17 protein-coding genes are annotated in these 25,601 nt (G+C 42.4%); 5 read left to right on the top strand and 12 right to left on the bottom strand.

Annotated elements, in window-relative coordinates:
- Nucleotides 1-110: 110 nt before the first annotated feature.
- The 9 genes from EGC82_RS17000 to EGC82_RS16960 all read right to left on the bottom strand — a co-directional run bounded on the left by EGC82_RS17000 (nt 111) and on the right by EGC82_RS16960 (nt 12,085).
- On the bottom strand, nt 111-1,199 hold the full coding sequence (locus EGC82_RS17000) for a methyl-accepting chemotaxis protein (protein WP_124731808.1): 1,089 nt from the start codon (nt 1,197-1,199) through the stop codon (nt 111-113).
- 205 nt (nt 1,200-1,404) lie between these two features.
- Entirely contained in the window at nt 1,405-2,220 is an 816-nt protein-coding gene (locus EGC82_RS16995; protein WP_124731807.1) for a sterol desaturase family protein, read from the bottom strand.
- Nucleotides 2,217-2,888: a CDP-alcohol phosphatidyltransferase family protein gene (locus tag EGC82_RS16990; RefSeq protein ID WP_124731806.1), complete on the bottom strand. Its 672-nt coding sequence runs from the start codon at nt 2,886-2,888 to the stop codon at nt 2,217-2,219. The genes EGC82_RS16995 and EGC82_RS16990 overlap by 4 nt, the downstream gene beginning before the upstream one ends.
- Nucleotides 2,889-2,954: 66 nt before the next feature.
- Entirely contained in the window at nt 2,955-3,614 is a 660-nt protein-coding gene (locus tag EGC82_RS16985) for an ATP-binding cassette domain-containing protein (protein ID WP_124731805.1), read from the bottom strand.
- Nucleotides 3,595-5,340 carry an ABC transporter permease gene (locus tag EGC82_RS16980; RefSeq protein WP_124731804.1) on the bottom strand — a complete coding sequence of 582 codons (1,746 nt, stop codon included), beginning with the start codon at nt 5,338-5,340 and terminating at the stop codon, nt 3,595-3,597. The genes EGC82_RS16985 and EGC82_RS16980 overlap by 20 nt, the downstream gene beginning before the upstream one ends.
- Nucleotides 5,340-6,620, bottom strand: coding sequence for an ABC transporter substrate-binding protein (locus tag EGC82_RS16975; protein WP_244212481.1), 1,281 nt, complete (start codon nt 6,618-6,620; stop codon nt 5,340-5,342). The genes EGC82_RS16980 and EGC82_RS16975 overlap by 1 nt, the downstream gene beginning before the upstream one ends.
- A complete protein-coding gene (locus EGC82_RS16970; protein ID WP_244212480.1) occupies nt 6,607-7,485 on the bottom strand; it encodes a DUF547 domain-containing protein in 879 nt (292 codons plus the stop codon). Before EGC82_RS16970 ends, EGC82_RS16975 begins: the two co-directional genes overlap by 14 nt.
- A gap of 74 nt (nt 7,486-7,559) precedes the next feature.
- Complete coding sequence (locus EGC82_RS16965) at nt 7,560-9,713, bottom strand: FAD-dependent oxidoreductase (protein ID WP_124731803.1); 2,154 nt, start codon at nt 9,711-9,713, stop codon at nt 7,560-7,562.
- Nucleotides 9,714-9,724: 11 nt separating this feature from the next.
- Nucleotides 9,725-12,085, bottom strand: a complete 2,361-nt coding sequence (locus tag EGC82_RS16960) for a TonB-dependent receptor (RefSeq protein ID WP_124731802.1) — start codon at nt 12,083-12,085, stop codon at nt 9,725-9,727.
- Nucleotides 12,086-12,316: 231 nt separating this feature from the next.
- Between EGC82_RS16960 and EGC82_RS16955 the strand changes: the two genes are divergently transcribed.
- Nucleotides 12,317-12,730 (top strand): hypothetical protein, encoded by a 414-nt coding sequence (locus tag EGC82_RS16955; RefSeq protein WP_124731801.1) that lies wholly within the window; start codon nt 12,317-12,319, stop codon nt 12,728-12,730.
- 131 nt (nt 12,731-12,861) lie between these two features.
- Here EGC82_RS16955 and EGC82_RS16950 read toward each other — a convergent pair whose 3' ends face one another.
- Nucleotides 12,862-14,790 (bottom strand): cytochrome c/FTR1 family iron permease, encoded by a 1,929-nt coding sequence (locus EGC82_RS16950; protein ID WP_244212479.1) that lies wholly within the window; start codon nt 14,788-14,790, stop codon nt 12,862-12,864.
- Between the two features lie 678 nt (nt 14,791-15,468).
- Between EGC82_RS16950 and EGC82_RS16945 the strand changes: the two genes are divergently transcribed.
- Nucleotides 15,469-16,137 carry a flagellar brake domain-containing protein gene (locus EGC82_RS16945; RefSeq protein ID WP_124731799.1) on the top strand — a complete coding sequence of 223 codons (669 nt, stop codon included), beginning with the start codon at nt 15,469-15,471 and terminating at the stop codon, nt 16,135-16,137.
- Between the two features lie 187 nt (nt 16,138-16,324).
- On the opposite strand, the gene EGC82_RS16940 is transcribed toward EGC82_RS16945, so the two are convergent.
- Both EGC82_RS16940 and gltB read right to left on the bottom strand, forming a co-directional pair.
- On the bottom strand, nt 16,325-17,731 hold the full coding sequence (locus EGC82_RS16940) for an FAD-dependent oxidoreductase (RefSeq protein ID WP_124731798.1): 1,407 nt from the start codon (nt 17,729-17,731) through the stop codon (nt 16,325-16,327).
- Between the two features lie 5 nt (nt 17,732-17,736).
- Nucleotides 17,737-22,185: a glutamate synthase large subunit gene (gltB, locus tag EGC82_RS16935; protein ID WP_124731797.1), complete on the bottom strand. Its 4,449-nt coding sequence runs from the start codon at nt 22,183-22,185 to the stop codon at nt 17,737-17,739.
- A 521-nt stretch (nt 22,186-22,706) separates the two neighbouring features.
- Here gltB and mnmL point away from each other — a divergent pair.
- The 3 genes from mnmL to oxyR all read left to right on the top strand — a co-directional run bounded on the left by mnmL (nt 22,707) and on the right by oxyR (nt 25,446).
- Complete coding sequence (mnmL, locus tag EGC82_RS16930) at nt 22,707-23,675, top strand: tRNA modification radical SAM protein MnmL/YtqA (RefSeq protein WP_124731796.1); 969 nt, start codon at nt 22,707-22,709, stop codon at nt 23,673-23,675.
- Nucleotides 23,676-23,967: 292 nt separating this feature from the next.
- A complete protein-coding gene (locus EGC82_RS16925) occupies nt 23,968-24,333 on the top strand; it encodes an Hpt domain-containing protein (RefSeq protein ID WP_124731795.1) in 366 nt (121 codons plus the stop codon).
- Between the two features lie 195 nt (nt 24,334-24,528).
- Nucleotides 24,529-25,446, top strand: coding sequence for a hydrogen peroxide-inducible genes transcriptional activator OxyR (oxyR, locus tag EGC82_RS16920; RefSeq protein ID WP_124731794.1), 918 nt, complete (start codon nt 24,529-24,531; stop codon nt 25,444-25,446).
- Nucleotides 25,447-25,601: the final 155 nt, after the last annotated feature.

Genomic DNA, 25,601 nt, shown 5'->3' with positions numbered 1-25,601 from the left:
GGATTTGTGAAAAATACGCTTGAGTTAAGTGATTTATATCGCGTGATTTAATCCGTTAGCGAAGCGTTACCCAGCTAACGGTTTTTTATCATAATTAGAGTGCAAGGTAATTATTGGTGCTGACTTTGCGACAGTAAACTATCGATGGCTTTTACCACGCGAATACTGGCATCTTCCATGCTTTCAAGATGAGTTAAAATCGTTGCTTCATCACCTGACTGCATAGCCACCACCGCAGCTTTACCTGCGCTGTGTACTGTTTTGTGTGGTTGCTCAATCGCTTTAAAGCTGGATAAACTGGCAAATTGTTGGCCTTCACCATGGTAATACCATTTTCCGAGTCGACACTCGGTGTGGCTGTTGACACTGGCTTTATTGTCTTTATTGGCTAATATACTGTAAACGTTACTCTTCCAGACGCTATGGTCTAACTTGACCGTAGTTAAAAATGCAGTCATTGACGCTTCGCCAATAACACGTTTCATCACACCAGAGCTTTGTAGTACTTCGGTGACGACTTGATCAATTTGTTCAGAAGAGACTGCTATTTCACTTGAGCAAGTTTGGTTGGTTATCACAACTTGTTTAATTTGTTCGGTTTGTTCAATGACCGTAGCGACTAACTTTTCAATGTTGGCGCTAGCGTCATGAGCATTGCTTGCTAATTGGCGAACTTCACTGGCGACAACGGCAAAACCACGGCCAGCATCTCCTGCTCGTGCAGCTTCAATTGCGGCATTAAGGGCGAGTAAATTAGTTTGTTCTGAAATTTGTTGAATCGATGCCACCAGATTACTAATGCCATTGGCAGAATTACTCAACTTAGCCGCTGTAGCCATGCTTTTTTCTGCATGCTCATTTAAATGCCCTGCACGATCTTTTAAGTTACCAATAGCGACACGAGTCTGATTGAACAGTTTATCTACAGCTGAGAGCATCTGCTTTTCTTCATCTAACTTGATTGAGTTAGCTAGGGTTGTGTCACGGATATCGTTGAGCATCGTTGCGCCTTGTAGCTGTAAATTGGCGCGAGCGGCGTCGTATTCTGATTGATTTTCAGACATTGTTAATTGTTCAGTTAACATCGTAATGCGTTGTTGTAATTGAGTGAGTTCATCACTGTGTTGTTGCTTTTTACTAACGATTTGATGTTCTAGGTCGGCAATGCGGGCTTTCAAGCTTTGGGTAAAACCGATCATAGTATCTCTATTGGTTATTTATATATTAGTAATATAGTGGTCAGGTTTTACTGTTTAATCAAGCGATGAAGGTGTTGCATATCACATTCTGAATGAATATAAACCTAAGATTAAAGGGTTAATGAGTATGGCGTTCTATTTATATTGTTAATACAACACGCTGACATTAATTTAACTTGCAGTATCACAATCACTTTCTAAAGTGTTATTTGTTCTTGTTGCTAAAAGGCATCCACAATAAACCGTTTAACCATGCATTTTGCTTCGCATTAGGGTATTGGGTTAACCCAATATCAATTAGGGCATCAGGTTTACTGGCCTGTGCGGTGTAAGTGCCAAATAGTTTGTCCCACCAGATAATACTAAAGCCAAAGTTGGTATTGCTTTCGGCCATTAATTGGCTGTGATGTATGCGATGTAATACTTGGGTGACCAGAACCAAGCGGGCTAGTTTTTCAACATTAGCGGGTAAACGTATGTTGGCATGGTTAAAAATAGCAAAGCCATTGAGCAATATCTCAAACAAGATGACCGCTTCAGCTGGGATACCTAATACCACAATGGCAAACGCTTTTATGCCAAGGCTGGCAATGATTTCGATAGGATGAAAGCGCAATGCGGTGCTGCTGTCGACGTGGCGGTCGGCATGATGAACTTTGTGCAAACGCCATAATGACGGAATGCGATGAAACAACCTGTGCTGCCAATAAATCAACATATCTAACAGCAATATACTGACGCCGATATTAAGCCAAAGCGGCAAACTCAAATAATGTAATAACCCCCATTGCTGGTTTGTGGCATACAAGGCAAAGCCTGCTAAACCCAATGGTAGTATTAACCTTGCGATTAGCGATGAGATCATTAGCAAGCCAAAATTTCCCAACCAACGTGTTGCCATGGTGGCTGTTTGTGGCGTTTTAGTCAGCTTTCTGGCGGGAAACAACCATTCTAGACTCATCATCAATGCTAAAATTGCAATAAACACCCCTAAGCGAATCGCTGCCATATCATCTATCATGTTCTAGGCTCCTTAACGTTTTTCTCTTGCTGGTTATTGGCTTGCTGGTTAGTAGAGTGATTTTTTAAGGTGTTATAACCGCCATGGATGCGTGTGAAAATAGTAATCGCACCTAAAAATGCAAACGTATAAGCAAGCTCTGGGAAATAGTCTGGCCATAAGCAAAATGCCATAAAAAAGGCGATGGTTTCGGTACCTTCAGTTAGGCCATTTAAGAAATAGAAACTTTTATGAGCAAACTGTGGTCGTGGTAAGTTAAGTTTTTCAGCAGGAATCGCAAAAGCTAAAAAGCTTGAGCCTGTGCCAATAAATACCGTGAGCAATACCGCTGCAGCTAAAGCATTTTCATTAGGGTTGGCTAAGGCAAATCCTAGCGGAATAGCGGCATAAAATAAAAAGTCGAGGCAAATGTCTAAATAACCGCCCGCAGCAGAGGTGTGTTTTTGGTGGCGGGCAAGGGCACCATCAAGTCCGTCGATAACCCGATTAAGTGCGATAAATAATAACGCGCCATACCAAAGCTGTAATGCCAGTAACGGTACTGCCAACATGCCTAAGCCAAAGCCGACTAATGTCAGTTGGTCTGGATGGACTTTTCGTTTATCGAGTAACAGCACCACTGGCGTTAATAGTGGTTTTATCACCGGCGTAATAAATTTATCTAGCATATGTTGTTCCAAATTAAGCGTTCGTCGCTTATTGCTGAATCTAGTTAATTAGTGGCTTATATCCATTTATGTTAATTGAATAACCTTGCCTTGAGCAGCATCTGCGTCAGTTTGATCATGCGTTACCATGATGGCGGGTAACTTATATTGACGTATTTGATCAAACACCAATTGCCGAGTTTCCTGGCGTAATTGGCTGTCGAGTTTGCTAAAAGGCTCGTCCAGTAAAATAGCTTTAGGTTGACTCATTAATACCCGTAATAACGCCACCCTAGCTTGTTGGCCACCAGATAAACTTTGCACGTTACGTTGCTCTAGCCCACCAAGACCCACCTGAGCAAGTGCCTGGCTAATATCGGCTTGTCGCTGCGCTTTAGGGCCTGCGGGCATCGCAAAACTGATGTTACCTGCCACGGTTAAATGCGGAAACAATAATGGGTCTTGATACAATAAACCAATACGGCGCAAATGGCTGGCGGTATCAGTAATATGTTGGCCATTTAAGTACAGTTTCCCAGTTGCGCTAAAGCCTTTAGGTAGCATTCCGGTTAACCAGTTTAATAAGGTTGATTTACCGCTGCCAGAAGGCCCCATGATAGTGAGGATGTCACCGCCTTTAATGGTTTCATTTAACGATAACAACTCATGCTGTTGTCGATGCAACACTAGCTCATCAATGATTAGCGCAGGAGATTCCTCTTTGATCTCAGTTGAGGGTGTTTGCATGGGCTTCCTTATTCGTGTGGTCTAAAGAGGATTTTTGGTATAAACCTGTTAATGCCCATGCCAAAAGAAAGCCAAGGGCAGGGAGGAACATTTGCACTAATGCATACACGGCACTGGTGCGACGACTGCCGCCATTAGCGAGCGAAACAGCTTCGGTGGTAATAGTATTAATTCGCCCACCTCCGGCTAATAATGTGGGTAAATATTGACTAAAACTAATCGCTAAGCCTAATGCACAGGCAATCAAAATAGGCGCGAGTAACATCGGCAGTTTAATTTTCCAGAATATTTTTGCATCACTTGCGCCTAAACTGGCAGCTACTGCACTAAAGCGTGGATCTAAGCGGCGATAGCTACCGGACAGCGATAAAAACACATAAGGCAATACAAACAACAGATGAGCTAATACCACGTTGATAAAGCTATGATGGCTGTTAATTTGTTCAAATAACCACACTAAACCAAAGAGAAACGCAATGCTGGGGATCAGCAGTGGTAAATAAATGATCACACTGCTTAACCTCGACACCTTTTTACTTGTGTGTTGTTCAGCCTCTAGGGTAAACAAGGTTAAAATGATGGCTAAGCTGGTGGCGCAAACGCCAATCAATACGGTATCGATTAGTGGCGTGTGCATTTGTTGCAATGCCGACTGCCAATGTAAGCCAACAAATTGTTGCGGCAATACATCAGGAAAATGCCAAAAACCAGCTACAGACCATAACATCATGCCTATTAATGCTAAACCAATAGTGCTGATCATTACCACGGTGATCACGTGGGTAATGTTTTGCATAATCGCGCCGGCATACTCACGTTTGCCGTTGATGAGCATGGTTTGAGATAATATTTTGATCAGCTTTTCAAGTCTCCACCAACTGAGTAGCAAAAGTAGTGTCAGTATAATTTGTACTATGGCACCAGCTGATGCCTTAATACGCAAGCTTAAATCCACATCGTGAAACCATTGCATAATGGCCACAGCAAGCGTTGGGGGACTATTAGGGCCTAAAATTAACGGAATTTCGACACTGGCACTGGCATAGGCGAGTACCGCTAAAATCGGCAGACGCAAAAATGGGTATAAGCTGGGCAATACCACTTTAAAAAAAGCGGTCATCGGGCAATAACCCAGGCTTAATGCCACTCGATGTTGAGCTCGCAGCGTATGCCCTAGCTCGGGTTGAGCAAGTACCCCTAGTGCCATTAATAATAAAAAGGGTAATTCTTTTAGTGTTAGACCAACAATAATGCTCAGGCCCATCGCATCATGAGGATACAGCCAATCTGGCGGCGCATCCCATCCGCTGAGCCAGGGGGAAACCAGCCGAGATAACATCCCCGATGGGGTAATTAAAAAACCAATCGCAATCGCCGCCGCTGCGTGAGGGATCACTAATATAGGCCCTAATAACCGTTGAATGTAACTAAGCCAGGGGCTGGTAAAATAACTGCCTAAGATTAAAATAGTAATTATAAATGCAAGTACAGTGCTGATAAAGCTGGTGGATACGCTGAGTAATGCCATATAACCAATACCCGGTGTGTGCCATAAATCGACAAAACCATCCACACTAAACTGAGTCTGACCAAGTACCGGAAACCAACCAAAAGCAGGTAAAACAACCGCAATTAAGCCACCCATTACCGGAATAACCAGTAACGCCATCATGATGTATGGGCTGCTGCGCACCAAGGTATTAAATCCACTTTTTGATGTCATCATCACATTACCCCATAGCGTTGTAACCACTGGGTGGCAATCACTTTGGTCCAGCTCGGATCGGGCTCGCTCAATGCTGGGCTACTCGCCTGGTTAGCAATTTGGGCGCTAGGGTGTGATTCTGTTGGTGCCTTAAACCATGCTTGTTGCGCTGTAGGCAGTTGCGATAGCGCGATGACACTGGTATCGCCCCAGATGCTAGGTTGTTGCTTTTTAGCTTGAGCCTGTGCACTGAGTAAAAAATTAACCACCAGTTTAGCGCTGTCAGTGTGAGCAGCATTATATGGAATGGCGACAAAATGGATATTACTTAGGCTGCCATCTTGCATACGATAACTACGAATGCTGTCTGGTAAGTCAAAACGGGCCACCGCTGCAGGCACATCGGCGGCAGAAAAGGTAAAAGCCAGTGACAGTTCACCATCACCCATTAGGCGGCGCAGTGCCATGCCATTAGACATAAAGTGTTGGCCTTTACGCCATAAATTTGGATGTAAATTATCTAGATATTGCCAAAGTACCGGTAACAATAATGCTTGGCTTTGTAAAGTGGCAGGTTGATACAGCAGGTTATTAACCGCTTCTGGTTGTGAGTGATTAAGCACAATTAAGGCGTATTTTAAAAAGCTCATGCCTAAAAAGTCAGGTGGCTTAGGATAGGTAAATCGCCCAGGGTGCAGTTGAGCCCATTGGCTTAACTGTTGCAAGGTTTGTGGCGGCGCATGGTTAACAAGGCTGTCGTAATAAAAGGTTAACGAGGCTTTACCCCACGGCGCTTCCATGCCTTGTGTTGGCAGGCCAAAATCTCGGGTCATGGCTGGGTTATTGTCTGGGTCGGTTAAGCCAAAGTTCGGCAGTTTTGCCGCCCAGAGAGGTGTGAGCAACTGATGTTTAGCCATCGCGGCAAAATTATCACCATTAATCCATACCATATCCACTTGACCGTTATGATCATTATTTGCTGATTTTTCTGCCAGTACGCGACTGACTGCTTCGCTAGTGTCTGTGAGTTTTACATGGTGTAATGTGATTTGATATTGCTGCTTAACTTGATCTGCAACCCACTGAATATAGCGATTGATTTGCGGATCGCCGCCCCAAGCATGAAAATACACATCTTGGTTTGCACCACGCGCTTCAATGTCTAACCATGTTACAGAACCATTGGTATCAGCGTCACCAGCCCAAAGACTGGCGCATAGAAAAATGCTTAATGCGGTTGCTGTAATATTCAAGGTGGCTTTAGGCGTTTTGATTAAAAACATCAACTTATCGAACAGCATTTAACGACCAGTCATAATCTAAAAAATCGATATCCAATTGCTGCTTTTCTGCTGCGGTTTCAAGTGCTGGACTGAGTTTTAGCGCCGCTGGATACAATAATAAAAATGCATCTATCGAGTCTGCTCCACCAAAGCCTTTGGTAAAGTCGTCGCCATACCATTTAAAAATCGCCGACAAATAAACCTTATCGCCTTTAGTGTTGTTTCGGCTGCTGTCGCTAAGGAAGCGCTCGGTTTGTGCTGTTAGCTGCTGCTCAAGTTTGGCGCCTGTGTAAGCTTCTTCACGTAGTGCTGGGCAGCCGATACTGGCACAATTGACCGCAAAATGAATTCTGGGGTCGTTGTAACGATCGCTACCACGGATCAGCTTATGCTCAATATCATTGAGGCTGCGGGTTTTACCCAATAATGGGATAAAGCTTTTATCCCAAGGTGAGCTAAAAAAACCGCCTAAGTCTTTGATTGACTTGATGTCAGGGTACTTGGTTAAGATAAGCTCAACTGTCCACGCGTTGTAAGCATTGATTAACAATGCGAGTTGCGTTGATTTATCCCAGGCATCGAATTGGGTTTGTGTAATTTGACTGAGTTGAGCCAAATAGCCCTGCAATTTGGCGCGGTCTTGCTGGATAGCAGTGTAGTCTACCGCGCTACTGTGACTTTGGTTAATGGGCTGTACATGCTGGCTGACTATGTCTTGCCAGATTTGGTGTAATTGAGCCGGCGCTGTCGTTGGCGCAGATATAGCCACTGACGCAGGAGTATCAGTTGTTGCTACTGGGTTTACTGCTGCAATACTCACTTGGCTTATTAGCAGGGGAAACATAACCACTGCGGCTGAAATTAATCTCATCATCTTATCCATCTGGTAGTGTTCTCCTGCTAGCGGACCATTAATGTCCCGCCTAGCGAATCTTATGACTGCTAAACGGGTATAGATTAACCACGACGCCATGTGTGATATTTTTCTAACCATCGCAGCACGGTTGCTGGCGCATGATTACGTTTCCACTCACCTGCAGCATACTTATTGCCTTCGGCCCATGTTGGGTAGCTGTGTATGGTGCCTAAAATCTTGTTAAGCCCTAAGCCGTGTTTCATGGCTAATACAAACTCAGCAATTAAATCACCAGCATGTTCTGACACAATCGTTACACCCAGGATTTTGTCTTTGCCTTTTGGAGTGATGACTTTAATAAAACCGTCGGTGGCACTGTCGGTTATAGCGCGGTCAAGCTCGGCAAAATCAAAGCGCGTGACTTCGTAATCAATACCTTGTTGCTGAGCTTCGTATTCATTTATACCGACGCGCGCCACTTCTGGATCGATAAACGTGGTCCATGGAATAACGCGGTAATCGACTTTAAATTTTTTCAAATGACCAAATAGCGCATTTACCGCCGCATACCAGCCTTGATGTGCAGCAACGTGAGTGAACTGATAAGGCCCAACAATGTCACCTGCCGCATAAATATTAGGGTATAGCGTTTCTAAATATTCATTGGTTTGAATGGTGCGATTGGTTTCAATGCCTAACTCTTCTAAACCGTAACCGCTTAGACGTGCACTGCGACCGACAGCACATAACAGCTGGTCGTATTCAATAGCTTGCTCTTGGTCTTGATGCTTAACGATAAGGTATTTTTTACCCTCACGCAGTTCACAGCGCAGCGCTTGGTGTGAGGTTAAAATGTTAACGCCACTATTACGTAAAGCTTGGGTGGCAAACTCAGACACTTCAAGATCTTCTTTGATCATGATGCGCTCAGCCATTTCAACTTGAGTGACGTGTGAGCCTAAACGGGCAAAGCTTTGCGCAAGCTCTGAGCCAATAGGACCGCCGCCTAATACCACGAGTTTCTCTGGTGCGGTGTCGAGTTTGGCAAATTCGTCCCATAAGGTGTCACTGGTAACGTAACCGACTTCTTCAATACCGGGTAATGGCGGTACAAATGGGCGGGCACCAGTGGCAATCACAATGCTACGCGCGGTTAGGCGAGTGGTATTGCCGTCTGGGTAGGTAATTTCGACTGTCCATGGGTCGATTAATTTGCCGTAGCCTTTGACCACATCAACACCTAAATTGGTGTAACGCTCAACACTGTCGTGCGGCGCAATATCGGCAACCACTTGATGTACACGTGCCATGACCTTTTTAAATGAAAACTCAGGTGTGGTGTCTTCTAGGCCGTAATGATGGGCATTACGTATCTGCTCGGCTATTTTGGCGCTCTTGATAATGGCTTTACTGGGTACGCAACCATAGTTTAAACAGTCGCCGCCCATTTCTCCGGCTTCAATTAAGGTGACTTTAGCTTTAACTGCTGCGGCAATATAACTGGTAACAAGACCACCGGCGCCAGCACCAATCACAATAAGGTTACGATCAAATTTAGCGGGTTTAGTCCAGTTGCTGTAAACGCGACGTTTTTTAATCATATTCACTATGGCCTTAGCGATAAGTGGGAATAAGCCTAATAGTGCAAATGACAAAATCAGGTTGAACGATAAAATATTCGATAAGCTGTCGATTTGTGCTAATTGAGTCCCGGCATTGACGTACACAAAGGTGCCCAAAAACATACCGACCTGGCTTACCCAGTAAAAGGTCCATGACTTAAATGCGGTAACGCCCATTAACATATTGATTAAAAAGAACGGGAAAATTGGCACTAAACGTAAGGTGAATAAGTAAAATCCGCCTTCTTTTTCAATCCCAGCATCAATGGCCGCTAAGCGCTCTGGAAACCGTTGTTTAATCGAGTCACGTAGTAAATAGCGTGATACTAAAAAGGCCAGTGTTGCACCGATGCTCGAGGCAAACGACGCAATAATTAATCCTTCAAATATGCCAAATAAGGCACCTGATGCAATGGTAAGAATTGCAGCGCCGGGTAAGGACAATGCCGTTACTGCGACGTATAATGCAAAGAAGCCACCGATGACTAATAGCGGTGATTCTTGACGCAGCTGACTGAATTGCTCCATTGAGCCTTTTAGGCCGTCTAAAGTCAGTAATTGGTGCACATCAAAGTGGAAAAATAAACCCACTAATGATGCCGCAATCAGTAATAAAACAATTTTTTTAAACATAATTTATAGCCTTAAAATGAATGCTGTAAGGTAAGGGTGGCATTAACCGGTAGTTCAGGAAAAACCAAGGTAGAACCGAAATAACCGCCTTCAAATACTGGGCGCCAGTTCTTTTGGTTGGTGACGTTATTGATGTCTAATCTTAAACTTGTTTGTTCGTTAAAGTCATAACGAGTATTGATATTGAGCGTGTATTGATCGCGAATATACACAGTCGCTAAATAGTCTAATGGGTAACTCTTGGTATATAGACCGGAGAAACCGGCTTTCCATTTCTCAGTAATCGCCATTCCGCCATTAATTGTGAACGTTTGTTCAGGCAAACCTTGTACGCGGCTATTTGATGGTGCAAATGAGGCAAAGTTTGGCGCGCCTATTCCGGTACCTGCAATGATATCGGGGCGAGAGTTATCAAATGTATCGGCAACTTGAACCGTATCCTGGCTACTGGCAGAGTTATCATAACGCGCGTCTAAATAACTGTAGCCCGCGCTTAACCAAAATGGGTCAGCATCATAAAAGGCTTGTGCTTCAAATCCTTTAGTACGAATACCTGTGTTGCTGCCATCACGATTTCGTAAACTGCGTTTTTGATCAAACACGGCAGCATCAACATACCAGGCGCTGTCGTTTGGCGAATACTTAATGCCGATTTCAGTTAGGGTATTTTCGGTGGCAAAGTTTTGGCTGCTAATTTGGTTATTGGCGCCTAATGTGGTGCCGCCAGCCATGCTGTTTGAGGTTGACTCGTTATAACTGGCACTGGCATAAGTAGTGATAAAGTCGCTGAGCTGGTAGCTAATACTGATTTGCCCCGATTCGAGCATTTCATTAATTGAATCACTGGCGGCAATTTGCCCTTTCGGGGCAATGGCATCACGCGCATCGACATTATAAAAATCGGCACGATAACCCACGCTGGTCGAAAACTTATCAGTCCATTGGCTGTTATGTTGAATGGCTAAACCCGTTTGCCAACTGGTTGAGTCCGTGGTGTCAGACAGTGAAAAGTTGCCGCTGCCATCGCCATTGGTATCGTACTGGGCACCGGGTGATACAAACACACCAGGGCGCAGTTCAACTAATCTGCCTTGTTGTTCTGCGGTTAGCGGAATACGGCGGTTTTCAATGGGGCCAGTTAAGTCAATCGGTAAGTCCGCTTCGGTGGTAAATTGACTGTAACCTAATACTTTGTTGTAGCGGATATCGACAGCAGTAATAGTGCTTTGAGCATCGTTCCACTGATAGGCTAATTCAACTCTATTTTGTGCGGTATCTGCGCCATCAATAATTTCAACAAAACTATTCTGAGCAATTTCTTCACGTTCTAGATGCTGATAATAGGTAATGTTTTTAAAGGTCGCTTTATCGCTTAGCTCACGCACATAGGTGCTGTGAAGTAAAAAGGTTTGGGCGTTATTGATAGTGTCGGGGTCGGTTAATACTTGGCTGCGATCAATGTTAACTAACCCGGTTGGTGACACAATGGCATTGGCGCCAGCGATGGTGCTGCCGTTAGGCTGAACGCCTTGACCGGTAACATATAAACCATGGTCGATTAATGCTTGAGTAGGGCGGTTGATCCCTGCGTTGTCGGTAAATTCAACATCATAATATTCGACATTGATGTCCCAGGTGCTGACATCGTCTGGTAATAGACGAAATGCCACAAAAATACTGTCGCTTTGAAAACCAGAGTAATCGTAATAGCTGCCGTTATCGATGTGCTCGACACTTAAACGTACACCACTTTGATTTTCAACTATATCTGTCGCTACATCTAATTGAGCACGGTAATGATCCCAACTGCCTGCCGATGCGGTAAGTTTGGTAAATTTGTCATTAGTGGGCGCCACTTTAGAGTGCACATTGACAAAACCACCATTACGTTGGCTGGTGCCTAGCAATACTGGAGGCGCTCCTTTTACTACATCAATTTGATCAATAGCGTTAAACGACATCGGAATACCGAAACCATTATTACCTGCTTGGCGGCGCACACCGTCTTGGTATAACTCGCCTAACTGACCACGAATAGTTGGCAAACTTGATGCGCCAAAGCCGCTAGCCGAATAACTATTAGGGCTGACTTTTTGGATATCTGACAAGTCGACAATATTAAGCTGTTCAATCATCTCGCTGGTAATGGGTGTCACCGAGCGTGCTATATCTTTCAATGCTATGCCGTCACCAAATGGGCCATTAACAGTGCTGTTTTTAGGAGATAAGCCTTTATCGTTAATCGCTTTGCCTGACACTTGAATGACTTCGATAGCCGAAATGTCTTCCGCCGCGACAGTTAACGAAGAGAATAGGGCTAAGCCAACAGCTAATGCTGTCAATGAACGGTTTGGATAACGATAAATAGTCATAATATTTTCTGCTGTGATTAACTTGGCCTAAAAGACCTAATGATTAACGAATTTATTACAACAATCTTATGCCTAATTTTGTTTGTTTAGAACTAAATGACATAAGTGGTTGTGCAATATGAATTGAGTTTATTCGGTCCATTGGCGGCTGGTTAACTTTTAGTTAATACCAGTTTAGCCTATTAAGAGCTCAGCAGAATGAGTTTTATTTATATTTTTTAAGGAATTAAGATGCAAACAACACTTACTAGCAATGTTCAAAGCAAATTACAATGGTCGTTATTGTCTTTACGCCTAGGTGTATTTTTAGTGATGCTAGTGTGGACATTGGATAAGTTTGTCAATCCTAGTCATAGTATGAAAATTTTCGAGAAATTTTACGGGATCGGTGGGGTGAGTGAGGTTGCTGCATATGTTATGGGTGCACTGCAATTAGTCTTAGTCTTTGCGTTTGTATTGGGTATTAAAAAGCGTATCACTTACGGGATTATCTTTCTAATGCACGGTGCTTCAACGTTATCGGCATTTAATCAATATTTTGATGCATTTAATAACCTCTTGTTTTTTGCTGCATGGCCTATGTGGGCCGCGTGTTTTGCGTTATACATGTTAAGAGATGAAGATACCAAGTTTACTGTGAAATAAATGACTAAGTGCTTTTTCGATACAAAAAGGCCGACTAAATATATTTAGTCGGCCTTTTTTATTGAGCGCCTAATGTTAAACAATAAAACCAAGCACTAATCAAATTCTAACAATAATTCCATTAGTGAGTATTACTTTACGTCACGATTACGGATAACCAGTAGACTAAATAACACCACAATGACCATTTGTGTACTTAAGCCTTGCCATGTAGATGCAATACCTAACCAGCTAATAGACACATCAAATGGGAAAGGCGTCAGGTTGATTACCGCCGCCTCTTGCAATGCTGAAATGCCTTTTCCTGCCAGAACAAAGGCTAACACCAGCATGAAGTAAGAGCTGACGGAAAAGAAGCGAGCTAATGGTAACTTAACTGAATAGCGCATCATTAACCACGCAATAACCGCTAAAATGGCGATGCCGGCTAACAAACCATAAATTAAGTAACTCACCTGTTCATTACTGCTGGTGGAGCCAATGGCTTGGGTCAATAGCGACTGATAGAACAAGATAGTTTCAAATACTTCGCGATACACCGAAATAAACGCAAGTCCAGTGAGCCCCCATAAAGTGCCGGTATTTAAATGACGGTCGACATTATTTTTAATGTAACTTTGCCATTTAGAGCCTTGGGTTTTACTGTGCATCCAATAACCAACATAAAACAATACTAACGCAGCTAATAGTGCCGCGCCGCCTTCCATTAATTCCCTTGATGCTCCGCTGATGCTAATTAGATTATCTGCTGCCCACCAGGTTAATACGCCAGCGGCGAGTGCTGATATCCAACCAAAGTGAACAAATTTAATCGCATCTTGGCGTTCAGTTTTAATTAACACTGTCATTAAGGCAATGATCACCAATAGTGCTTCTAAGCCTTCGCGCAATAGAATAATTAATGCTGCCGAAAACATCGCGTTATTTGACAATGATTGGCCGGTTAATACTGTCTCAGCCTGATTAAGCTGTGCCAGTATGCTGGCAAACTCTTGATTGACTAGTGTGGTTTGACCTTCGGTTTTGAGTAAGTTTCTAAAATTAAGCAGTTGGCCCTCGATAGATTTACGCAAACTACTGTCATGAGCATCTAAGGTATTTTCAATTAACTCAAAACCATCTAAGTAAGCACTTACCGCCAAGGTTTGTGCTTGCGTTAACTCATTGGCGTGGTAAGCATCTACAGCAGCTTGTAAGTTGGTGCGCGCGGTTGAAATAGGTGACTGTGCATGCTGAAACAGTAACTCAGGTTGTGAGCGTAATCGTTCTAATTGGCTACGATTAATATCGACATTTTGCTGAAGTAATTGTGTTGGGTTGCTATTGACCCATTGTTGTAATTCAATATTAGCATCATATTTGATATGTTCTAATGTTGCTGCCGATGGTTCAAATGCTAGGCTGCCAACATAAAACGCCAATGACCAACGTTGTTGATCATTTAACTCACTAAAGGCTCGCATCGCACTGCCATCTAAACCATCAGATATAGCATCATAAAGTCCCAGTAACGATCGATTTAACGCCCGTTCTTGGTCAGTAAAGTTGGTTGGCTCTGGTGACAGTGATTTGGCCAGTGGTCCATCGCCTTGGCCTAAATCACCATGACAGGTAGAACAATTTTCGATAAACAGCTGTTTTACATTCTCTTTAGGTAAAAGCTGTGTCGGTAGCACTAATGCTGGAGACTGGCTTAATAACTGCTTGCGTATTTTTTGGCTAAGCCCCTGAATAACATCCAATGATGATTTGTCAGCAATGGCTTGCTGTAATTGTAATGCATCGGCCGTTAATGAATTTGGCACATCATTGGCGAGCAGGTTAGTTTTTTCGATAATGATGCTAGCAAATTGCTGCATTTCAGCAAATTCATCCGGATTAGAAATATTGCCAGCTGTCACGGCTTCTGAGTAATCCACACCAATGTATTCCGCTAATTGGAGAATTTGTCGTGTTTGTTTTAAAAGATCTGGTGATGTCTTTTGTGATACTTCTTTTAATATAAGTGTCGGGCTCTGTGCCCATAAAGACGTTGAAAAAACCGAGCTAATGATAATCAATAGGCATCGATTGAAGACAGAAGATCTGAGCTGTTGTCGCCATAACGTGAAGCTGCTTAAGAAAGTATTCAAGGTATTGCCTTAATAGGAATGAGGTAATTATGCTATAAACCAAATCAAACAAATGATAATGATTAGCATTCTACTTTCTTGTTGGCGGCTTATCAATCACTCTGAAACGGTGTTAGGTCGGGCGATAAGTGTTATACAACTGATTTGCGTGGTTATTGGTGGATTACAGTGAACAAAATGTGAGGTTATAATGATATTTTTATTATTATTTTAATTTAAAACATAATGTTATGTTTTTACCTGTAGTAGGTGAAACAATTAGTTTTATGGCTTATTGATATACAGTATTAATTATCATTATTTGGTATAACTAACCTCATTTAGTGATAATAAACGGTGAGTAAATAGCCCTTTGTCCTGCTGTACGCATTGACTTACAATAGAGAGCTAATGGCGCTTAGCTAGCAAAACGAATAATACATTTACGATGACAGGCTTATAAGTATTCTGACCGTCATTCATTTATTGTCTCAAGTTGAGATTAAATGAGATTAACAAGATTTAAGTCGCTCTCAAGCTAACGCTAGTCGTTACGATTGTTTTTTGATTAGATATTTTGATGAAACAGAGGTTTAGTATGACAAGTTGTACGATGGCAGGTAAATAATGACAACGCCAGCAAACGCTGCACTTTATGGTGACCTTCGTTTGATTGATATCGGCATGGAGTTGTTTGTTGAAATTCGTTTTGCCAATGGTAAAACAGTGCAATCACGTTCGAGCATGATTGGTTACCAAATTGGCCGTTTTATCTTGATTGAGTATCCCAACAAAGGTTTTTCTGAGGCTTATCAACATATGTTAGCTAATGCTGAAATTGTGGTAAGAGCGATGACTAATAGTGGTTTTAAAGACATCATTGCCTTTAAATCGACCATATTCTCTGTGGTTAATCAACCTATTAGAATGCTGTGCATTAGCGTGCCTAAAACCATCATTAAGAAAAAAGTCAGAGATCAGTTGCGAGTTAATATCGAGCAAGAAGTGTTTATTATGCACAACGACAATAAAATCAGTGCAAAAATGCTCGACTTTTCTTCTACTGGTTGTTTGCTTACGGTAGACGCCAAAACGGTGAATATTGAACAAGGCGAAGAGATACATGTGGCTATCTCGATTAACACTGATCTTTCAGGGATTTTAACGGGTAGCATGGTTAAAGTTCAAAACATTGAAGGTGTATTGAATATTGGGGTGAAGTTTTCAGATGAGCATCCACAATTAAAAGATAATATTTTCAGTTATTTTTTAGTGAGTTCAACTAAAAAGCCGTGACCAAAAGAGAATCTTAGTAGTGGTTTTTGATTGTGACTCATCGTGCGAAAAAAGATAAAAAATGCGCATCAAAAGATACGCGAAAATTCACAAGCAAACTCGGTATTCCAGCTTTTATTATTAGACTATAGGCAGGCTAAAGGTTTACTTACCTTTAGCCTGCTTTTAGCTTTATTATGGCTAGCTGTTAGTCTAAGTAGTTTAAAATACCTAATGCAGCGTCTCGACCTTCTGCTATTGCAGTCACTACCAAATCAGAACCTCGTACCATATCCCCACCAGCAAACACTTTTGGGTTAGTGGTTTGGAATGGATTGTCGTCGGTTTTCTTGGCTTTAACTAATCCCCATTCGTTGGTTTCGATACCAAAATCACTAAACCAAGCAGCAGGACTAGCCTGGAAACCAAAGGCTATAATCAGCGCATCGGTTGCCAGTACTTGCTCACTACCAGCAATGATTTCAGCGCGTTGACGTCCACTGGCATCAGCTTCGCCCATTTTAGTTTCAACGCATTCAATCCCGATCACTTGGCCATTTTCAGCTTTAATGGCCACAGGTTGACGATTAAATAAGAAATTAACCCCTTCCTCTTTGGCATTTTGTACCTCACGACGTGAACCCGGCATGTTGGCTTCGTCACGACGATAAGCACAAGTAACGCTTTTAGCACCTTGGCGTATCGCTGTTCGTAAGCAATCCATTGCAGTATCACCGCCGCCTAATACCACCACATCTTTACCTTCTAGGCTTAGATAGGGTGTCGCCTCGTCTTGAGTACCCATAATATGATGAGTATTACCGATAAGGTATGGCAGAGCTTGAATAACCCCTTCAGCGTCTTCGTTAGGCAGTTTCGCTTTCATGGCGGTGTAGGTACCCATGCCAAGGAATACCGAATCATATTCGTCTAACAAGCTTTGAAAGCTGATATCTTTACCAACAGTGACACCCATTTTAAATTGAATGCCCATGCCTTCAAGTACAGAGCGACGGGTCGCCATTACATCTTTATCTAACTTAAAAGATGGAATACCATAAGTGAGTAAGCCACCAATTTGTGGATATTTATCATACACTACCGCTTGCACGCCATTACGAGCCAAGATATCTGCACAGCCTAGGCCTGCAGGACCAGCGCCAATAATAGCAACTCGTTCTTTGCGTGGTGTTACATCGGCTAAGTTTGGGCGCCAACCTTGTGATATCGCGGTATCGGTAATGTATTTTTCAACACTACCAATGGTGACTGCACCAAAGTCATTATTTAACGTACAGGCACCTTCACACAAACGATCTTGTGGGCACACTCGGCCACAAATTTCTGGCAAGGTATTGGTTTCATGCACCAAGTCTGCCGCTTCCATAATCCGACCTTCTTCTGCCAGTTTCAACCAGTTTGGAATGTAGTTATGCAGTGGACATTTCCATTCGCAATAAGGATTGCCACAGTCGAGACAACGATCGGCTTGTTGCGTTACTTCAGGCTGTGTAAAAGGCTGATAAATTTCAATAAACTGTGTAGCACGTTTTTTGGCTTCATGTTTAATAGGATCTACTCGACCCACTTCTATAAATTGAAAGTCATTGCTCATAATAATTACCCTGCCTTTACTACTAATTCCGGACTCTTCTGCTCAATGTTCAACAGGTCAGCAACGGCAATATTCTTTGGTTTAACTAATACGAAACAATCCAGCCAGTTTTCAAAATCACTTAAAATCATAAAGGCGTGTTCACTGCCTGTTTCAGCATAGTGAGTTTCAATCAGGCCTTTTAAATGTTGCTGGTGAATTTTTGATTCTAGTTTATGAGTATCAACCATTTCGGTGTTAACTCGGCGATTAAAGCGCCCAAACTGGTCGAATACATAAGCAAATCCGCCGGTCATGCCCGCGCCGAAGTTGACTCCTGTTTTACCTAAAATAACCACGATACCGCTAGTCATGTATTCACAACAATTGTCACCACTGCCTTCTACAACCGCAATAGCGCCAGAGTTACGTACAGCAAAACGTTCACCCGCTTGACCAGCAGCAAATAATTTACCGCCCGTTGCACCATATAAACAAGTGTTGCCCATAATGGCACTGCGTTCACTTTGGAACGGACTACCAATAGGAGGGTGAATCACTATCTTACCGCCAGACATGCCTTTGCCAACATAGTCATTGGCATCGCCGCATAGCTTAAGCTCAAGGCCAGGGCTGTTCCATACGCCAAAACTCTGACCTGCACTACCATTAAAACTAAGTGTTAATGGCTGCTTAGCACCAGCAACGCCGACGGTTGTGGCGATAAAACCTGATAATGCCGCGCCTACTGAACGGTCGGTATTATTGATTTGATATTGACCAGAAAACGGTTCACCGCTATCAACTGCCTGGCGACAATCAGCTAAGAGTGTTTGGTTTAACTGGCCCACATCAGATGGTGGATTGGTTTCTTTCCACGTCAATGATGAGTTGGGCTGAACTTTAGGCTTATATAAAATCGGCGCTAAATCTAAACCACGTTGCTTGTCAGTTTGTCCTTCGAGTGCATATAGCCAATCACTGCGACCAACCAAATCTTCGAATTGGTTTACACCTAATGCCGCCATCCATTCACGCACTTCTTGAGCCACAAACTCAAAGTAGGTCATGACACGTTCTGGTAAGCCGTGGTAATGGTTTTCACGTAAGTTTTTATCTTGTGTTGCCACACCCGTTGCGCAGTTATTAAGATGACAAATACGTAAATATTTACACCCTAGTGCAATCATAGGTACAGTACCAAAACCAAAACTTTCTGCGCCTAATAGCGCCGCTTTAATCACGTCTGTACCGGTTTTTAAACCGCCATCAACCTGCAGGCGAATTTTATGACGTAAGCCATTCTCTACTAGCGACTGATGCACTTCTGCTAAGCCAAGTTCCCAGGGAGAACCGGCATACTTAACCGAGGATATAGGACTTGCGCCAGTTCCGCCGTCGTAACCAGATATGGTGATCATATCTGCATAGGCTTTGGCGACACCCGTTGCAATGGTTCCAACACCGGGTTCTGATACTAGCTTGACCGACACCAAGGCTTTTGGATTAATTTGTTTTAAATCGAAAATTAGCTGGGCTAAATCTTCAATTGAGTAAATATCGTGGTGCGGCGGCGGTGAAATTAATGTCACACCAGGACGAGCATGACGCAGTCCGGCGATTTCAACACTGACTTTATGGCCAGGTAATTGCCCACCTTCACCGGGCTTAGCGCCTTGTGCTACTTTAATTTGCAGTACATCAGCGTTAACGAGATAGTGAGCGGTAACGCCAAATCGACCAGATGCAATTTGTTTAATCGCTGAGTTACGTTCGCTATTAAAACGACGCGCGTCTTCTCCGCCTTCACCTGAGTTTGAGCGTCCACCAAGACGATTCATCGCAACCGCTAATGCTTCATGCGCTTCAGGGCTTAACGCCCCAATACTCATGGCGGCACTGTCAAAGCGTGAATACAGAGTCTCAGCGCCTTCAACGGCGTCTAGTTCAACAGCTTCAAGTTGGCCTTTAATGCCAATTAAGTCGCGCAGTGTTGCTACAGGGCGATCATCAACTAAGTGAGTAAACTTTTTATATTCAGCATAGTTTTTATCTTTAAGTGATGCTTGAAGTGTGTTGACCACATCTGGGTTAAAGGCGTGGTACTCACCACCTTCAACATATTTAAGTAAACCACCTTGCGGTAACGGCACATGAGCACGATATGCTGCGGTATGGAGTACTTTTTGGTCATCGGCAATATGGTTAAAGCTGACCCCTTCAATACGACTAATCACACCTTTAAAGCATAATTCAATCACATCACTGGCTAAACCGACAGCTTCAAACTGTTGGCTGCAACGATATGAGCCCACAGTACTGATGCCCATTTTAGACATGATTTTACGTAAACCCTTTTCAATGCCATAACGGAAGTTAAGCAATAATGAGGTCACATTTTCAACGTGATGCAGTTTGGCCATTGCAGCAATAGATTCATAGGCAAGATAAGGGTAAATAGCTGTCGCACCAAAGCCTATCAATACAGCAAAATGATGCGGATCGCGTGCTGATGCGGTTTCAACAATAATGTTGGTGTCGCAGCGTAAGCTTTTATCAACTAAACGCCTCTGCACTGAACCCACAGCCATTGCGGCAGGGATCACTTGAGCATTTTTAGCTATAGCACGATCAGATAAGACTAATAATGTTGTGCCACTGCGTGCTAAACGCTCGGCTTCGTCGGTTATACGGCGAATAGCCTGCTCTAGACTTTCGTGAGCATCATAGTTTAAATCAACAGTGTTAGCGCGATAGTTGGTGCTATCTAAACCGAGTAATTGATTAAAATCACTGAACAATAAAATCGGTGAATTAAACATCACTCGATAAGCATTACCAGTGGTTTCACTGAATAAATTTTGCTCACGTCCAACACAGGTCGCTAGCGACATAACGTGTTTTTCACGCAACGGATCAATCGGTGGATTGGTCACCTGAGCAAACTTTTGACGGAAATAGTCATATAAAGAACGTGACTTTTTCGACAATACTGCCATAGGCGTGTCATCACCCATTGAGCCAATAGCTTCTTCACCTTTGCTGGCAAGTACCCAAACAACTTGCTCTAACTCTTCACGAGTAAAACCAAATTGTTTCTGATATTGCAGCAGTATTTTGCTATCAAAGCCACTCGAACCCTGTTTGTCTGGGGCCATTTGTTCTGCTGGGATCAAGGTTTGACTGTTTTTAGCCATCCATTCTTTGTATGGATGGCGGCGTTTCAAGTCGTTGTCAATTTCAAAAGAATGATACAAACGACCATTTAAGGTATCGAGTACTAATAACTCACCTGGCCCCACTCGACCTTTTTCAATCACTTCATCGGCGGCATAATCCCAAATACCGACTTCAGAGGCTAAGGTAAGGATGCGATCCTTGGTTATAACGTAACGAGAAGGGCGTAGGCCATTGCGATCAACTGCACATGCAGCATGGCGGCCATTGGTCATTACAATGCCAGCAGGGCCGTCCCACGGCTCCATGTGCATTGAGTTAAAATCATAAAAAGCTTTTAACTCGTCATCCATTTCAGGATTTGATTGCCACGCTGGTGGAATAAGCAAGCGCATTGCTCGGTATAAATCCATTCCACCTGATAATAGCATTTCGAGCATGTTATCTAATGATGAAGAATCTGAACCTGTTTCATTCACAAACGGTGCGGCTTGTTGTAAGTCAGGCAGCAAGGGGGAATTAAATTTATAGGCACGTGCACGCGCCCATTGGCGGTTACCCGTAATGGTATTGATTTCACCGTTATGGGCTAAATAGCGGAACGGTTGTGCTAATGGCCATTTTGGTGATGTGTTAGTTGAAAAGCGCTGGTGAAATAAACAAATAGCACTTTTTAAACGTATGTCTGCTAAGTCGCTATAAAATGATGGCAGATCAGCTGGCATCATTAAGCCTTTATAGACAATAACCTGGCCAGAAAGACTGGCGACATAGAAATCTTTGTCATCGGTAATTTGTTGTTCAAGACGACGACGCGCCATATACAAACGACGCTCAAGATCTTTTTCGCGCCATCCCACTGGTGCATTAATCAATACTTGATAAATTTGTGGCAAGCTTTTACGCCCAATTTCTCCCAGAACATCTGGGTTAATTGGTACTTTACGCCAGCCAGCGACACTTAATGTTTCTCGTTGTAGTTCTTTTTCTAAAATAAACTTAGCTTCATCAGCACGTTGTTCATCTTGACTGAGAAACAGCATTCCTACGGCAAACTTTCGGCTTAAATGCCAATCGTTCTCTGCCGCAATAGCTTCAAAAAAATCTGTAGGCATTTGCATTAATAAACCACAGCCATCACCTGTGCGTCCGTCAGCTGCAATACCACCACGATGCTTCATTCGATCGAGACCATGAATCGCGGTACGCACAATGCGGTGACTTGCGTCCCCGTCCATTTGTGCAATCAAACCAAATCCGCAATTGTCACGCTCAAAACTGGGATGATACAAGCTCATACAAAAAACCCCCTAAACCTCTACTAGATACGACTCGGGGTAAATTTGAAGAATATCCATAGATATGCACCCGAACCATTCAAATTAAACTGAGAATGCATAAAGGTCAAACCAAAAAAATGCAACAAACTGAAATATTATTACTAAAAAAAACTAAAAAGGCTCTAAGTTTACGTTAACGTAAACTGTGAGATGTCGTCTATAACGTTATGAATAAAAAGAATTTTAGAAAAAATTCAAACAACTGATTACTTTTTGGTAACAAACTCGATAAATTGTTTTTGAAATAAAAATAATGAATTTTATTTTAAATACAGTTTTTGGGTAAAAAATTATTCTAAATGACTAAGTATTCATTGTAGGTAATGTGTAAATTGCTTTAATTTTTTTACACTGTTTTGAACTCGTGCACAAGTTTACCGTCAAGTTTATTAGATAGCCGCTTTATTGATTTAGCACCAAGACAGATGTTTATCGGCTAACTACACTGACAAACTTTGTGATTATGATGAGAGTAAATTGTGGGTTTAGATGATTACGTTAATACGTTTGGTGTACATTGCAAACGACTATATGGACAAAGAGTAAAAAAATTAACTATTGATGCTCAATTCACTTGTCCTAATCGTGATGGCACATTGGGTGTTGGCGGATGCACTTTTTGTAATGTGGCTTCATTTAGTGGTGAGCAAAACAGCGAACAACCGATTGCGCAGCAATTAACTCAAGGCAAAGTACGCGCTCAATCAGCAATAAAATGTACCACTTCTGTGAATATAACTTCAACATCAGCGGCAAAGTATATTGCTTATTTTCAAGCTTACACCAGTACTTATGATGAATATAAAGTACTCAAGAAAAAGTACGATCAAGCGCTAGAAGATACCGATATTGTTGGACTGCACATTGGTACTCGCCCTGACTGTGTTCCGAATGAAGTACTTGATTTGTTGGTTGAGTATCAACAGCGTGGGATTGAGGTGTGGCTTGAGCTTGGACTGCAAACGGCCAATAATCATACTTTAAAGCGGATTAATCGTGGCCACCAATTATGCGAATACCGCCAGACAGTAAAAAATGCCCGTGAAAGAGGCATTAAAGTGTGCACTCATTTGATATTAGGCCTCCCAGGCGAAACGTCCGTAGATTACTTTAATAGTTTACAAACTGTATTGGGCATTGGTGTTGATGGGCTTAAGTTACATCCTTTACATATTGTTGAAGGCAGTATTATGGCTAAACAATGGCGTTACCAGCCTATGCCATTGATGAGCCTTGACGAGTATGCTTCAGAGGTAGCAAAACTGATCCGCCATACTCCAAAAGAGATTATCTTTCATCGCGTAACGGCTTATGCTAAAAAACCCATGTTACTCGCCCCTGATTGGTGTGCTTTTCGCTGGGATGGTCTGGTTGCGATTGTTAATGAGTTACGTGATTTTGGTGGCCAAGGCAGTGCGTTAATGTTTAGCCAACAGAAAACGGCTTAATGGGATTGATATCGATAAATTGATCGTGAACCGACTGAATATGACTGAGGTGAAGCATAGTTTTGCGGAGATGCATGAGAGTGATAACTATTACCAACTAGCCTGTGAGTAAAATAGGACCAATATGAGGTATTTTTAAACATTGGTAATACCAGCTGAGTAGTTATGTTGATAAAATGTAACTTTTTATGGATAAATAGCGGCTAAATATTAGCAAGCCTTGCATAGGGTATTTTACTCGGTATCATATTTATAATTTTATAGCGTTATATTTTTGATACAGGGGTCCTTTATGGCCACAACGCAGTTAGACTCAATATTGGATCTCAATACGCTTGAGCAATATATCAGTGCCATCGGTGCTGGAACGTTATTGAAAAGCGTAGTGTTATTCGAGCAACTAATGCCTGAATATGTCAGTAGCCTAGTGAAAGCTGGCGATGCAAATGATAAAGAAACGCTATGTGCAGAAGCTCATAAATTTAAAGGTGCAGCAGGATCTGTTGGCCTTAAACGTATTCAGCAATTTTCACAACTATTACAACATGGTGAAGAGGCTAAATGGGACAGCGGACATATGATTTGGCTTGCCGAAATCGTTGAGCATGCCGCGCAAGATTTACAACAACTGAAAGTCTACCTAGAAGCGAAAGTGTAATTGCAAATAGAATAGGTCGGATAATCCTTTTAGATTAATACCTATTCGTTAGTGTCTTCAATCGGTTTGTTGAAATGCCTCATATGAATGAGGCATTTTTTATGGGTGTTTGTTCAACATTGCACATCACTGTCTTGTTATTTGGACTAATTTAATTCACTATTTGAATTAACATAGATAAGGGCAATCGTTTATATGAAAAATCTTCCCAGCCTTAAGAACCTTTATTACTTGGTTCATTTACATCAAGAGCAAAATTTTAACCGTGCCGCCAAGACGTGTTTTGTTAGTCAGTCAACTTTATCTAGTGGTATCCAGAATCTTGAAGAGCAACTGGGTTATCAGTTAATTGAACGTGACCATAAATCGTTCATGTTTACTGCAATCGGTGAAGAAGTGGTTGAACGTGCTCGGAGTATTTTAACCAATGTTGATGATTTAGTTGAATTGGTTAAAAACCAAGGCGAACCGATGACTGGAGAGATCCGTTTAGGTTGTATTCCGACTATTGCGCCTTTTTTACTCAGCAGAGTGGTGAAGTTATGTCAGCAAGACTACCCTAAACTCAGCTTGTTATTAAAAGAAGACACCACAGAACGATTACTAGATGCATTAGCAAAAGGCGAATTAGATTTATTGATATTAGCTTTGCCTGTCGACACCAGTGGTTTTCACAGCATGAAAGTCGGTATTGATCCATTTAAAATGGTGATGCATAAAGAGGTATCACAACAATTTCTACAACCGATTGACTATCAAAAAATGCCCGATGAAAGTATCTTTTTACTGCAAGCAGAGCATTGTATTACTGGACACGCGATAACAGCGTGCCAACTGGGAGATAGCGCCAAAATTAATCCATTTGCAGCCACCAGTTTGCATACTTTGGTACAAATGGTAAACAGTAAACTTGGCACCACGTTTTTACCGCAAATGGCCATCGATACGGGTATTCTAAGCGATACCGATCTGGTTGCTATGGACCCTCCCGGTGAAGCTCCTTATCGTGATATTGGTTTAGTTTGGCGACAAACGACCAGTCGGATTTCAACATTTAGAACTTTGGGTTTAGCTATTCAACAAAAACTATTAGCTCAATCATTACCTAGCTAGTTTCAGTGAGAAGTCATTGATAGGTTAATGTCAGATATCAGCAAAATGACAGGTATGAATACTTGTCATTTTTGTTATTAGCATTCCTGTTATTATTTAAGTTGTCTAGACGCGTTAATAGAACTTCGGTGGTCAGTCAATTACCCTATGTTAGT

This window comes from Shewanella livingstonensis (assembly GCF_003855395.1).
Lineage (GTDB): Bacteria > Pseudomonadota > Gammaproteobacteria > Enterobacterales > Shewanellaceae > Shewanella > Shewanella livingstonensis.
Note: the sequence above shows the minus strand (reverse complement) of the source record. Positions and strands in the feature narration are given on the sequence as shown.

Coding starts and splice junctions, on each gene's coding strand:
- EGC82_RS16985 (WP_124731805.1), bottom strand. CDS start 3,614: ATGCAAACACCCTCAACTGAGATCAAAGAGGAATCTCCTGCGCTAATC.
- oxyR (WP_124731794.1), top strand. CDS start 24,529: ATGAAAAATCTTCCCAGCCTTAAGAACCTTTATTACTTGGTTCATTTA.
- EGC82_RS16945 (WP_124731799.1), top strand. CDS start 15,469: ATGACAACGCCAGCAAACGCTGCACTTTATGGTGACCTTCGTTTGATT.
- EGC82_RS16995 (WP_124731807.1), bottom strand. CDS start 2,220: ATGATAGATGATATGGCAGCGATTCGCTTAGGGGTGTTTATTGCAATT.
- EGC82_RS16990 (WP_124731806.1), bottom strand. CDS start 2,888: ATGCTAGATAAATTTATTACGCCGGTGATAAAACCACTATTAACGCCA.
- gltB (WP_124731797.1), bottom strand. CDS start 22,185: ATGAGCTTGTATCATCCCAGTTTTGAGCGTGACAATTGCGGATTTGGT.
- EGC82_RS16965 (WP_124731803.1), bottom strand. CDS start 9,713: ATGTTTAAAAAAATTGTTTTATTACTGATTGCGGCATCATTAGTGGGT.
- EGC82_RS16925 (WP_124731795.1), top strand. CDS start 23,968: ATGGCCACAACGCAGTTAGACTCAATATTGGATCTCAATACGCTTGAG.
- EGC82_RS16960 (WP_124731802.1), bottom strand. CDS start 12,085: ATGACTATTTATCGTTATCCAAACCGTTCATTGACAGCATTAGCTGTT.
- EGC82_RS16940 (WP_124731798.1), bottom strand. CDS start 17,731: ATGAGCAATGACTTTCAATTTATAGAAGTGGGTCGAGTAGATCCTATT.
- EGC82_RS16970 (WP_244212480.1), bottom strand. CDS start 7,485: ATGGATAAGATGATGAGATTAATTTCAGCCGCAGTGGTTATGTTTCCC.
- EGC82_RS16955 (WP_124731801.1), top strand. CDS start 12,317: ATGCAAACAACACTTACTAGCAATGTTCAAAGCAAATTACAATGGTCG.
- EGC82_RS17000 (WP_124731808.1), bottom strand. CDS start 1,199: ATGATCGGTTTTACCCAAAGCTTGAAAGCCCGCATTGCCGACCTAGAA.
- EGC82_RS16980 (WP_124731804.1), bottom strand. CDS start 5,340: ATGATGACATCAAAAAGTGGATTTAATACCTTGGTGCGCAGCAGCCCA.
- EGC82_RS16975 (WP_244212481.1), bottom strand. CDS start 6,620: ATGCTGTTCGATAAGTTGATGTTTTTAATCAAAACGCCTAAAGCCACC.